Origin of the sequence: Streptomyces sp. NPDC059247 (assembly GCF_042754005.1) — a bacterium.
In the GTDB taxonomy this organism is placed as follows: Bacteria; Actinomycetota; Actinomycetes; order Streptomycetales; family Streptomycetaceae; genus Streptomyces.
The window spans coordinates 20690-32398 of record NZ_JBHYZW010000003.1; the positions used below are offsets into that span (position 1 = coordinate 20690).

Annotated in this window: 11 protein-coding genes; 6 read left to right on the plus strand and 5 right to left on the minus strand. The window is 70.6% G+C overall.

Annotation, left to right across the window (positions count from 1 at the left end):
- A complete protein-coding gene (gene fabG, locus ACFXGN_RS07180; RefSeq protein WP_384854614.1) occupies positions 1-705 on the minus strand; it encodes a 3-oxoacyl-[acyl-carrier-protein] reductase in 705 nt (234 codons plus the stop codon).
- A gap of 284 nt (positions 706-989) precedes the next feature.
- Between fabG and ACFXGN_RS07185 the strand changes: the two genes are divergently transcribed.
- The 3 genes from ACFXGN_RS07185 (at position 990) to tyrS (ending at position 5315) form a co-directional block, all read left to right on the plus strand.
- Positions 990-2513, plus strand: coding sequence for a TldD/PmbA family protein (locus tag ACFXGN_RS07185; RefSeq protein WP_384854617.1), 1524 nt, complete (start codon positions 990-992; stop codon positions 2511-2513).
- Positions 2514-2595: 82 nt separating this feature from the next.
- Entirely contained in the window at positions 2596-3987 is a 1392-nt protein-coding gene (locus tag ACFXGN_RS07190; protein ID WP_384854620.1) for a metallopeptidase TldD-related protein, read from the plus strand.
- Between the two features lie 59 nt (positions 3988-4046).
- Positions 4047-5315 (plus strand): tyrosine--tRNA ligase, encoded by a 1269-nt coding sequence (gene tyrS / locus ACFXGN_RS07195; protein ID WP_384854623.1) that lies wholly within the window; start codon positions 4047-4049, stop codon positions 5313-5315.
- A gap of 187 nt (positions 5316-5502) precedes the next feature.
- Here the strand turns inward: tyrS and ACFXGN_RS07200 are convergent, their stop codons facing one another.
- The gene (locus ACFXGN_RS07200; protein WP_384854626.1) at positions 5503-5778 is read right to left on the minus strand and encodes a GlsB/YeaQ/YmgE family stress response membrane protein; all 276 of its coding nucleotides are present in this window, start codon (positions 5776-5778) and stop codon (positions 5503-5505) included.
- 169 nt (positions 5779-5947) lie between these two features.
- On the opposite strand from ACFXGN_RS07200, the gene ACFXGN_RS07205 reads away from it, so the two are divergent.
- On the plus strand, positions 5948-6292 hold the full coding sequence (locus ACFXGN_RS07205; RefSeq protein WP_384854628.1) for a DUF3099 domain-containing protein: 345 nt from the start codon (positions 5948-5950) through the stop codon (positions 6290-6292).
- A 183-nt stretch (positions 6293-6475) separates the two neighbouring features.
- Positions 6476-6694, plus strand: a complete 219-nt coding sequence (locus tag ACFXGN_RS07210) for a hypothetical protein (RefSeq protein ID WP_384854631.1) — start codon at positions 6476-6478, stop codon at positions 6692-6694.
- Here the strand turns inward: ACFXGN_RS07210 and moaA are convergent.
- The 3 genes from moaA to ACFXGN_RS07225 form a co-directional block, all read right to left on the minus strand.
- Positions 6677-7666, minus strand: a complete 990-nt coding sequence (moaA, locus tag ACFXGN_RS07215; protein WP_384854634.1) for a GTP 3',8-cyclase MoaA — start codon at positions 7664-7666, stop codon at positions 6677-6679. The two genes, ACFXGN_RS07210 and moaA, sit on opposite strands and share 18 nt — an antisense overlap.
- Before the next feature lie 177 nt (positions 7667-7843).
- Positions 7844-9484 carry a cation acetate symporter gene (locus ACFXGN_RS07220; RefSeq protein ID WP_384854636.1) on the minus strand — a complete coding sequence of 547 codons (1641 nt, stop codon included), beginning with the start codon at positions 9482-9484 and terminating at the stop codon, positions 7844-7846.
- Positions 9481-9852 (minus strand): DUF485 domain-containing protein, encoded by a 372-nt coding sequence (locus ACFXGN_RS07225; RefSeq protein ID WP_384854638.1) that lies wholly within the window; start codon positions 9850-9852, stop codon positions 9481-9483. The genes ACFXGN_RS07220 and ACFXGN_RS07225 overlap by 4 nt, the downstream gene beginning before the upstream one ends.
- A 273-nt stretch (positions 9853-10125) precedes the next feature.
- Here ACFXGN_RS07225 and ACFXGN_RS07230 point away from each other — a divergent pair, with 273 nt between their 5' ends.
- A complete protein-coding gene (locus tag ACFXGN_RS07230; RefSeq protein ID WP_384854639.1) occupies positions 10126-11667 on the plus strand; it encodes a S8 family serine peptidase in 1542 nt (513 codons plus the stop codon).
- The last annotated feature ends 42 nt before the right edge of the window (positions 11668-11709 follow it).

Genomic DNA, 11709 nt, shown 5'->3' on the forward strand with positions numbered 1-11709 from the left:
TCAGTGACCCATGCCCAATCCGCCGTCAACCGGGATGACGGCTCCAGTGATGTACGAGGCGTCGTCCGAGGCGAGGAACCTCACCGCGGCGGCGATCTCCTCCGGCCGCGCGTAACGGCCCAGCGGCACCTGCGACACGATGCCCGCGCGCTGCTCGTCGGTGAGCACCGCGGTCATGTCGGTGTCGACGAAGCCGGGGGCGACGACGTTGAACGTGATGTTGCGCGAGCCCAGCTCACGCGCGAGGGAACGGGCGAAACCGACCAGGCCCGCCTTGGAGGCGGCGTAGTTGGCCTGGCCCGCGGAGCCCAGCAGACCGACGACCGAGGAGATCAGGACGACCCGGCCCTTCCTGGCGCGCAGCATCCCCCGGTTGGCGCGCTTGACGACCCGGAAGGTGCCGGTGAGGTTGGTGTCGAGGACGGACGTGAAGTCCTCCTCGGACATGCGCATCAGGAGCTGGTCCTTCGTCACGCCGGCGTTGGCCACGAGGACCTCGACCGGACCGTGCTTCTCCTCGATCTCCTTGTACGCCTGATCCACCTGATCGCCGTCGGTGATGTCGCACTTCACCGCGAGGAACCCCTCCGGAGGCAGGCCGGAACGGTACGTGATGGCGACCTTGTCGCCCGCCTCGGCGAACGCGCGGGCGATGGCGAGGCCGATGCCCCGGTTTCCTCCGGTGACGAGAACCGAGCGGCTCAACGGATCACCCTTTCGATAGCGGTCTGGTAGCCGAAAACCTATCGGTAACGCTCCCGACATGAGGAATCGACCTCCGACAGTCGCATACCGGCGGGACTGTCGAGTCCCTACAGCTCGGGGGCCCCGCGGGGGATCCGTACAGGGCTCCCGTCTGCGCCGCACGCCGTCCCCGCGCGCCCCGGAACGGCGGAGCGCGACAATGCGCCGCCCCCGCGCCCCGAGCCGTGATTGACTGCGCGGGCAGTCCAACCGCCGCATTTTGATCGCCGAGAGCGAGGCCGCTCGTGGTCCATCAGATCGACCCTTCGTTCGTCGCGCTGCCGTTGCGGGCGCTCGCCGACGCGGCGCTCGCCCGAGCGCGCGCGCTGGGTGCCGAGCACGCCGACTTCCGTCTGGAGCGGGTGCGCAGCGCCTCCTGGCGGCTGCGCGACGCCAAACCGTCCGGTTCCTCGGACACCACCGACCTCGGGTACGCGGTACGGGTGGTGCACGGCGGGGCCTGGGGGTTCGCCTCCGGGGTGGACCTGACCATGGACGGGGCCGCCCGGGTCGCCTCGCAGGCGGTGGCCATGGCCCAGCTGTCCGCGCGGGTCATCGCGGCGGCCGGGTCCGAGGAGCGGGTGGAGCTGGCGCCGGAGCCGGTGCACGAGGACAAGGTCTGGATCTCCTCGTACGAGATCGACCCCTTCTCCGTGCCCGCCGAGGAGAAGGGCGCGCTGCTCGCCGACTGGAGCGCGCGGCTGCTGCGCGCGGACGGCGTGGCGCACGTGGACGCCTCGCTGCTCACCGTCCACGAGAACAAGTTCTACGCGGACACGGCGGGGACCGTGACCACGCAGCAGCGCGTCCGGCTGCACCCGCAGCTGACGGCGGTGGCCGTCGACGAGACGACCGGCGAGTTCGACTCGATGCGGACGATCGCCCCGCCGGCCGGACGGGGCTGGGAGTACCTGACCGGCACCGGCTGGGACTGGGACCGGGAGCTGGACGAGATCCCGGGGCTGCTCGCCGAGAAGATGCGGGCGCCGAGCGTCGAGGCGGGCCGGTACGACCTGGTCGTGGACCCCTCGAACCTCTGGCTGACCATCCACGAGTCGATCGGCCACGCCACCGAGCTGGACCGGGCGCTGGGCTACGAGGCGGCGTACGCGGGCACCTCCTTCGCCACCTTCGACCAGCTGGGCAAGCTGGCGTACGGCTCCTCGATCATGAACGTGACGGGCGACCGGACCGCCGAGCACGGGCTCGCGACGATCGGGTACGACGACGAGGGCGTCGAGGGCCAGAGCTGGGACCTGGTGAAGGACGGCACGCTCGTCGGCTACCAGCTGGACCGGCGGATCGCGAAGCTCACCGGGCTCGGCCGGTCGAACGGCTGCGCCTTCGCGGACTCCCCCGCGCACGTGCCGGTGCAGCGGATGGCGAACGTCTCGCTCCAGCCGGACCCGGGCGGGCTGTCCACCGAGGACCTGATCGGCGGGGTGGAGCGGGGCATCTACGTGGTCGGCGACCGCTCGTGGTCGATCGACATGCAGCGCCACAACTTCCAGTTCACCGGACAGCGCTTCTTCCGCATCGAGAACGGCCGGCTCGCCGGGCAGCTCCGGGACGTGGCCTACCAGGCGACGACCACCGACTTCTGGGGCTCGATGGAGCAGGTCGGCGGCCCGCAGACGTACGTCCTCGGTGGCGCCTTCAACTGCGGCAAGGCCCAGCCGGGCCAGGTCGCCGCGGTCTCCCACGGCTGCCCCTCCGCCCTCTTCCGGGGCGTCAACATTCTGAACACGACGCAGGAGGCCGGTCGATGAACGTCCGCCACACGATCCGCTGGGGGTCCGGGGGTCGTCCCCCGGGCGAGCACAGCCCGAACACGACGCAGGAGGCCGGTCGATGAGCCGCGTCAGCAAGCCGTACGAGATCGTCGAGCGGGCCCTTGAGCTGTCCCGTGCCGACGGATGCGTCGTCATCGCCGACGAGGAGTCCTCGGCCAATCTGCGGTGGGCGGGCAACGCGCTCACCACCAACGGCGTGACCCGGGGCCGGACGCTGACGGTCGTCGCGACCGTCGACGGCTCCCGGGGCACCGCCTCCGGTGTCGTCTCCCGGTCCGCCGTGACCGCCGACGACCTGGAGCCGCTGGTACGGGCCGCCGAGGCCGCCGCGCGCGCCGCGGGACCCGCCGAGGACGCGCAGCCGCTGGTGACCGGGGTGCCCTCGTCGCCCGACTTCACGGACGCCCCGGTGGAGACCTCCTCCGCCGTGTTCGCCGACTTCGCTCCGGCGCTCGGCGAGGCCTTCGCCCGCGCGCGGGCCGGGGGCCGCGAGCTGTACGGCTTCGCCAACCACGAGCTGACCTCCACCTATCTGGGGACGTCGACGGGGCTGCGGCTCCGGCACGACCAGCCGAACGGCACCCTGGAGCTGAACGCCAAGTCCCCCGACCGCTCGCGCTCCGCCTGGGCGGGCCGGTCCACCCGGGACTTCAAGGACGTCGACCCGGCCGCGCTCGACGCGGAGCTGGCGACCCGGCTCGGCTGGGCGGAGCGGCGGATCGAGCTGCCCGCCGGGCGGTACGAGACGCTGCTGCCGCCGACGGCCGTGGCCGACCTGCTGATCTACCAGCTGTGGTCGTCGACGGCCCGGGACGCGGTGGAGGGCCGTACGGTCTTCTCCAAGCCCGGCGGCGGCACCCGGCTCGGCGAGACCCTCTCCCCGCTGCCGCTGACCCTGCGCAGCGACCCGCACGAGCCGGGTCTGGAGTCCGCGCCGTTCGTGATCGCGCACTCCTCCGGCGACGACTCGTCCGTCTTCGACAACGGGCTGCCGGTCGCGCCGGTGGACTGGGTCCGGGACGGGAAGCTGGAACACCTGATCACCACCCGGCACACGGCGGGCCTGACCGGGCTGCCCGTGGCACCGGGGGCGGGGAACCTGATCCTGGACGGCGGCGGCGAGCGGTCCCTGGAGGAGATGGTGGCCGCCACCGAGCGCGGTCTGCTGCTGACCTGCCTCTGGTACATCCGCGAGGTGGACCCGGCGACGCTGCTGCTGACCGGTCTGACCCGGGACGGCGTCTACCTCGTCGAGAACGGCGAGGTGGTCGGCGAGGTGAACAACTTCCGGTTCAACGAGTCGCCGGTGGACCTGCTGTCGCGGGCCTCCGAGGCGGGCCGGACGGAGAAGACGCTGCCGCGCGAGTGGAGCGACTGGTTCACCCGGGCCGCGATGCCCGCCCTGCGGGTGCCCGACTTCAACATGAGCTCGGTCAGCAAGGGGGTCTGACCCGCCTAGACTGGCCGAGAACAACTCTTTCCCACAGCATCACGAGGAGACGGACGATCGTGACCGACATCGTCGACGAGCTGAAGTGGCGCGGGCTCTTCGCCCAGTCCACCGACGAGGACGCACTGCGCAAGGCTCTCGCGGACGGTCCCGTGACGTTCTATTGCGGTTTCGATCCGACCGCGGCCAGTCTCCACGTGGGGCACCTGGTGCAGGTCCTCACCGTCCGCCGGCTCCAGCAGGCCGGGCACCGGCCGCTGGCGCTGGTCGGCGGGGCCACCGGTCAGATCGGCGACCCGCGGCCGACCGCCGAGCGCACCCTGAACGACCCCGAGACGGTCGCGAACTGGGTGGACCGGCTGCGCACGCAGATCGAGCCCTTCCTCTCCTTCGAGGGGGAGAACGCGGCGGTCATGGTGAACAACCTGGACTGGACCGCCGGTCTGTCGGCGATCGAGTTCCTGCGGGACATCGGCAAGCACTTCCGGGTCAACAAGATGCTGACCAAGGACTCCGTGGCCCGCCGCCTGGAGTCCGAGCAGGGCATCAGCTACACGGAGTTCAGCTACCAGCTGCTCCAGGGCATGGACTTCCTGGAGCTGTACCGCCGGTACGGCTGCACGCTCCAGCAGGGCGGCTCGGACCAGTGGGGCAACCTGGTGGCCGGTCTCGACCTGATCCACCGCCTGGAGCCGGGGGCGCACGCGCACGCGCTCGCCACCCCGCTGATGGTCAAGGCGGACGGCACCAAGTTCGGCAAGACCGAGGGCGGGGCCGTCTGGCTGGACCCGGAGATGACGACCCCGTACGCGTTCTACCAGTTCTGGCTGAACGTGGACGACCGGGACATCTCCACGTACCTGCGCATCCTGTCCTTCAAGTCCCGCGAGGAGCTGGAGGCGCTGGAGGCGCAGACCGCCGAACGGCCGCAGGCGCGGGCCGCGCAGCGGGCGCTCGCGGAGGAGCTGACCGCCCTGGTGCACGGCGCCGGGCAGTGCGCGGCCGTCATCGGCGCCTCCAAGGCGCTGTTCGGGCAGGGCGACCTGACCGAGCTGGACGGGGCGACGCTGGCCGCCGCCCTGTCCGAGCTGCCGCACGCCCGGGTGACCGCGCTGGGCCAGGTCGTGGACCTGTTCGCGGAGGTCGGTCTGGTGGCGAGCAAGTCGGCGGCGCGGCGCACGGTGAAGGAGGGCGGGGCGTACGTGAACAACGTGAAGGTCACCGCCGAGGACGCCGAGGTGTCGGCCGACGACCTGCTGCACGGGCGCTGGCTGGTGCTGCGGCGCGGCAAGAAGAACCTGGCGGCGATCGAGTTCACGGGGGCGTGAGTCCCTTGCGCGCGAGCCCTCCCGCGAGCAGCGCTTCGCGGGAGGGCCCGCGCGTGTGAAGGGCTCGCGTGCCTGAAGGGCCGCGCGAGCCGCTCGTCGTGCGTCCTTCCCCATGAGAACCGGAGGCCCGGTGCCGCACCTGAGGTGTGGCACCGGGCCTCCGGGTTTCCGTCGCTCTGCGCGCGGGTCAGCTCCGCTGTCTGCTGCCCTTCATCGAGACCCAGAGCATGTCGCCGACTCCGACCACGGCGACGGCGCCGATCAGCTGGAGCAGATGGCGGATCCAGTCGATGCCGCTGGTGTCGTTGACTCCGATCCAGGTCGCGACGGCGTTGCCGAGGAGGCTGCCGACCATGCCGAACACGATCGTCAGCCAGAGCGGGATCTGCTGTTTCCCCGGCAGGATCGCCTTCGCGATCAGACCGAGGACGAGTCCCACGATGATCGCCCACAACCAGCCCATGGTCGCCTCCTTCTGCGGGTCTGCGCCCAGTCTCGGCCCATCCTCCGTACGGCGCACGTCGGACACCGCCATCCGTGCCCCGGTCTCGTCGGCGCGGGCGGGCGGGCGTACCGTGGAGCGAGGTCCGGACCGGGGAGGGTCCGGCGCGAGCGGCGGGTGGTGGAGGACGATGCGGAAGCACGGCGGAAGCGAGGTCTTCCGGATCACGGGGGCCCGGCAGGGGCTCGCCGACGACGTGCGGGGGCGGCAGCGTCGCTATGTCATCTCCATGACGGTCCGCACACTGTCCGTGATCGCGGCGGCGGTACTGTGGAACGTCGAGCGGCACGTGGCCGTCGTGGCGCTGGCCCTGGGCATCCTGCTCCCCTACGTCGCCGTGGTCGTCGCGAACGCGGGCCGCGAGTCCGCTCCGTCCCTTCCCTCCACTTTCGTACCGGCTCCGGTGCGTCCGGCGCTGGCGTCCGACGAGGTCGCGGAAGGCCCGGACGACGGCCCTTCGAGCGGCCGGAACTGAGTCACTGGCAGTGGCCGGAAACCTCAGTAAAAGCTCAGATCAATCATGAAGTTCCGGTGCACCGCACCCTGGGTGCCGTGACATACTGCGTACGCGCTCCGCATCCCCCGTCGGAGCGACAGACCGATGCCGGGCAGCTCCCCCCGTGGCTGCTCGGCATCGCCTTTGCCGGACAATGACCGGATGAGCGAAGAGAATCCGAGCTGTTCCGCCAAGGGCTGCCGCGCCGACGCCGTCTGGGTCCTGGCGTGGAACAACCCCAAGCTGCACACGCCCGAGCGGCGCAAGACCTGGCTCGCGTGCGACGAACACCGCGAGCACCTCTCCCAGTTCCTGGGCGTACGGGGCTTCCTGAAGGACGTCGTCCCGCTCGCCGAGTGGGAGTCAGCCGCCGATGGCTGACATCGGGCGCTCGGGCTGGAGGAAGTCCGGGGCGTCGAGGCCCGAGCCCGCCTTCTTGCCCCACATCGCCCGCTCCCACAGCGCGGCGATCTCCTCGTCCGGCGCGCCGGAGCGGAGCGCGGCCCGCAGGTCCGTCTCCTCGGTGGCGAACAGACAGGTCCGCACCTGCCCGTCGGCGGTGAGCCGGGTCCGGTCGCAGGCCCGGCAGAACGGGCGGGTGACGGAGGCGATGACGCCGACCGTGTGCGGTCCGCCGTCCACGGTCCAGCGCTCGGCGGGGGCCGAGCCGCGCTCGTCGGCGCCCTCGGGGGTCAGGGCGAAGCGGGTGCGCAGGGACTCCAGGATGTCACCGGCGGTGATCATCCCGTCGCGCTTCCAGCCGTGCTGGGCGTCCAGCGGCATCTGCTCGATGAAGCGGAGCTCGTAGCGCTGTGTGATCGCCCAGGCGAGCAGGTCGGGGGCCTCGTCGGCGTTGAGTCCCGGCATCAGGACGGCGTTGACCTTGACCGGGGTGAGTCCGGCGTCCCGGGCGGCGGCCATGCCGTCCAGGACGTCCTGGTGGCGGTCGCGCCGGGTGAGCGTCTTGAAGACCTCGGGGCGCAGGGTGTCCAGGGAGACGTTGACGCGGTCGAGTCCGGCGGCCTGGAGGGCGGCGGCCGTGCGCTTGAGGCCGATGCCGTTGGTGGTGAGGGAGATCCGGGGCCGGGGCTCCAGGGCCGCGCAGCGCTCGACGATGCCGACGAGACCGGGGCGGAGCAGGGGTTCGCCGCCGGTGAAGCGGACCTCGGTGACGCCGAGGCGGGTGACGGCGAGCCGGACGAGGCGGACGATCTCGTCGTCGGTGAGCAGGTCCGGTTTGGCGAGCCACTGGAGGCCCTCCTCCGGCATACAGTACGTGCAGCGCAGGTTGCAGCGGTCCGTGAGCGAGACGCGGAGGTCGGTGGCCACCCGGCCGTAGGTGTCGATGAGCACTGTGGGCCCCCTTCCCGTCTTGCGGACGCGTGGTGCGGATGCGTGTGTTCTGAGACTACGTGAGCCCTCGGACAGCGAGGAGGGCAGATTGTCACGGGACCGGGGAGGCCGCGTCGTAGGACTCTACGACGCGGCCTCCCCGCGGTCGCGGACCGTGTGCGGACCGCTGCGCTCCGGTCAGTGCTTCACCGCCTCGCCGACCCCGACGCCGGTGAGGGACTTGACCTCCAGTTCGGCGTACTTGCCCGCGTCCGGCTCCTCCTTGGAGAGCAGCGAGCCGAGCCAGCCGAGGAGGAAGCCGAGCGGGATCGAGACGAGGCCGGGGTTCTCCAGCGGGAACCAGTGGAAGTCCACGCCCTTGAACATCGAGGCCGGGCCGCCGGAGACGACCGGGGAGAAGAGGACGAGGACGACGGAGGAGACCAGTCCGCCGTAGATCGACCACAGCGCGCCCTGGGTGGTGAAGCGCTTCCAGAACAGCGAGTAGAGGATCGTCGGCAGGTTGGCGGAGGCGGCGACGGCGAAGGCCAGGGCCACCAGACCGGCGACGTTGAGGTCGCGGGCGAGGGCGCCGAGCGCGATGGAGACGACGCCGATGAGGACGGTCGCCCAGCGGGCGGCCCGCATCTCCTCCTTCTCGGTGGCCTGTCCGCGCCGGATCACATTGGCGTAGATGTCGTGGGCGAACGACGAGGAGGAGGCCAGGGTCAGTCCGGCGACGACCGCGAGGATGGTCGCGAAGGCGACGGCCGAGATGACGGCCAGCAGGATCGCACCGCCGGTCGAGCCCGCGCCGCCGCCGACCTCCAGGGCGGTGAGCGGGGCGGCGGTGTTGCCCGCCTTGTTGGAGGCGATGATGTCGCTGTTCTTCAGCAGGGCGGCGGCGCCGAAGCCGAGGACGATCGTCATCAGGTAGAACCCGCCGATGATGCCGATGGCCCAGTTGACCGACTTACGGGCGGCCTTGGCGGTCGGCACCGTGTAGAAGCGGATCAGGATGTGCGGCAGACCGGCCGTGCCGAGGACCAGCGCGATGCCGAGCGAGAGGAAGTCCAGCTTCGACAGGGCGCTGACGCCGTACTTGAGGCCGGGCTCCAGGAAGGCGTCGCCCTTGCCGCTGTTGGTGGCGGCGGCGCCGAGCAGGTCGGAGAGGTTGAAGTCGAACTTGAGGAGGATGAGGAAGGTGATGAGGAGCGTGCCCGCGATGAGCAGGACGGCCTTCACCATCTGCACCCAGGTGGTGCCCTTCATGCCGCCGATGGTCACGTAGACGATCATCAGGACGCCGACCAGGGCGACGATCGCGACCTTGCCGCCGTCGCTGGTGATGCCGAGCAGCAGCGAGACGAGGACGCCCGCGCCCGCCATCTGGGCGAGCAGGTAGAAGATCGAGACGACGATGGTGGAGGTGCCCGCCGCGGTCCTGACGGGCCGCTGGCGCATCCGGTAGGCGAGGACGTCGCCCATGGTGAACCGGCCGGAGTTGCGCAGGGGTTCGGCGACCAGGAGCAGGGCGACGAGCCAGGCGACGAGGAAGCCGATGGAGTAGAGGAAGCCGTCGTAGCCGTAGAGGGCGATGGCGCCGCTGATGCCGAGGAAGGACGCGGCGGACATGTAGTCGCCGGAGATGGCTAGGCCGTTCTGGAAGCCGGTGAACTGCCCGCCGCCCGCGTAGAAGTCGGCGGTGCTGCGGGTCTGGCGGCCCGCCCAGACGGTGATGATCAGGGTCGCGATGACGAAGGCCCCGAAGAGGGCGATGATCAGCGGCCGGTGCTCGCTGGTGGCGTTGCCCGCCGCGAGCAGGACGGGTGTGCTCATGCGTCGCCCTCCATACGGGTTCTGATGGCCTCGGCCCTGGGGTCGAGGCGGCGTGCCGCGTGCCGCGAGTAGAGCCAGGCGATGAGGAAGGTCGTGGCGAACTGGCCGAGGCCCATCACGAGGGCCACGTTCACGTTGCCGAAGACCTTGGTGCCCATGAAGCCGCCCGCGTAGTTGGAGAGCAGCACGTACAGCAGGTACCAGGCGATGAAGGCCAGGGTCAGCGGGAAGGCGAACGAGCGGTAGGTGTGCCGCAGTTCGCCGAACTCCGCGCTCCGCTGGACCTCGACGAACTCCTCCGTCGTGGGCTGTGCGGGACCGGCGGCGGTCTCCGTGCCGTCTCTGGGCGGCGGTGCTTCGGTAGCCACGGAATCTCCTCGTGACGCGGGAATGGACGGCGTGGTCAAGGGGGCCTCACCGGGGGTGCGGACGACGGGGTTCCGGCTGGAACCCCTCCCCTGCACAACGGCACGGAGCGGGAAGCGAAGCGGTTCACCGGGAGATTTTCTTGCGCAGATCTTCATGAAGTCTTCTCAACTCATTGAAGGCCGAGGAAGATCAGCGATAGCTTCACTCGTCATACACCTGTTCGTGCGTAAACCCGCGCGCGGACGGACACGTACGGATGATGTGGAGAACCCATGGCTCATCTGGGATCGAGGCGCGGCCGAGCTCTCGCTCTGCCGGTTGGTCTCGCGCTCACGGCCTCGCTCGGCTTCCTTCCCTCCGGCGCCGCCTCCGCCGCGGAACTGAGTGACGCTCCGGCGGCCGCGGTCGCGGCGACGAACGGCCCGAAGCTGTCGTACGTCGTGAACGTCGGGGACGGCCGCAAGACCGCCGCCTCCGTGAAGAAGGCCATAGCCGCCGCGGGTGGCGAAGTGGTCATCGCGTACGACCAGATAGGCGTCATAGTCGTCCACTCGCAGAACCCCGAGTTCGCGAAGACGATCCGCAAGGCCCGTGGTGTGGTGTCGGCCGGTTCGACCCGTACCGCCCCGCTCTCCGTGCAGAGCGACAACGCGATCGGCGGCGGCACGCAGGTCCTGACCGAGGCCGAGGCCAAGGCCGCCGCGGCCCGCGCCACGGACGAGCAGGACGCCCTCGAGCCCCTGCAGTGGGACCTCCCCGCGATCAAGGCCGACAAGGCCCACAAGAAGACCCTGGGCAGCAAGCGCGTCACCGTCGGTGTCATCGACACCGGTGTCGACGACACCCACCCGGACCTGGCCCCGAACTTCAACGCCAAGGCCTCGGCCAACTGCGTGTCCGGCAAGCCCGACACCACGGCCGGCTCCTGGCGCCCGAAGGCGGGCGAGAGCGACCACGGCACCCACGTCGCCGGTACGATCGCCGCCGCGAAGAACGGCATCGGCATCACCGGTGTCGCCCCCGGTGTGAAGCTCGCGGGCATCAAGGTGTCCACCCCGGACGGCTTCTTCTACACCGAGGCAGTGGTCTGCGGTTTCGTCTGGGCGGCCGAGAACGGCATCGCCATCACGAACAACAGCTACTACACCGACCCGTGGATGTTCGCGTGCAAGAACGACGCGGACCAGGGCGCCCTCATCGAGGCCGTCACCCGCGCCACCCGCTACGCGGAGCGCAAGGGCACGGTCAACGTCGCCGCGGCCGGCAACTCGAACTTCGACCTGGCCGCCGACTCGATCGTCGACAACAGCAGCCCGAACGACAGCACCCCGGGCGACCGCGTCATCAACCCGAAGGAGTGCCTGGACTACCCGGCGATGCTCCCGGGCGTCGTCACGGTCTCCGCGACCGGAGCGAAGGGCCTGAAGGCCTCGTACTCCAACTACGGCCGGGGCGTCATCGACATCGCCGCCCCCGGTGGTGACCGCACCGCGTACCAGACCCCGGACGCCCCGGCGACCAACGGCCTGATCCTGTCGACCACGGTCAACGGCGGCTACAACTACAAGGCCGGTACGTCGATGGCCTCGCCGCACGCGGCGGGCGTCCTCGCGCTCCTGAAGTCGACGTTCCCGAAGGCGGGCCCGGCGACCCTGAAGGCGCTGCTGTACGCGCAGGCCGACAAGCGCGCGTGCACCAACCCGTACGACATCAACGGTGACGGCAAGATCGACGCCGTCTGCGAGGGCGGCAAGAACAAGAACGGCTTCTACGGAGTCGGTCTGATCGACGCGCTGGACGCCGTCCGCCCCTGACGGCGGCAGCCCCACGGTCACCGCGCGCCGGTGACGGCGGGC

What these genes read in the sequence shown, in the direction of transcription:
- ACFXGN_RS07190 (WP_384854620.1), top strand. Translation starts at nt 2,596, where the DNA reads ATGAGCCGCGTCAGCAAGCCGTACGAGATCGTCGAGCGGGCCCTTGAG.
- ACFXGN_RS07200 (WP_384854626.1), bottom strand. Translation starts at nt 5,778, where the DNA reads ATGGGCTGGTTGTGGGCGATCATCGTGGGACTCGTCCTCGGTCTGATC.
- ACFXGN_RS07205 (WP_384854628.1), top strand. Translation starts at nt 5,948, where the DNA reads ATGCGGAAGCACGGCGGAAGCGAGGTCTTCCGGATCACGGGGGCCCGG.
- ACFXGN_RS07210 (WP_384854631.1), top strand. Translation starts at nt 6,476, where the DNA reads ATGAGCGAAGAGAATCCGAGCTGTTCCGCCAAGGGCTGCCGCGCCGAC.
- ACFXGN_RS07220 (WP_384854636.1), bottom strand. Translation starts at nt 9,484, where the DNA reads ATGAGCACACCCGTCCTGCTCGCGGCGGGCAACGCCACCAGCGAGCAC.
- ACFXGN_RS07230 (WP_384854639.1), top strand. Translation starts at nt 10,126, where the DNA reads ATGGCTCATCTGGGATCGAGGCGCGGCCGAGCTCTCGCTCTGCCGGTT.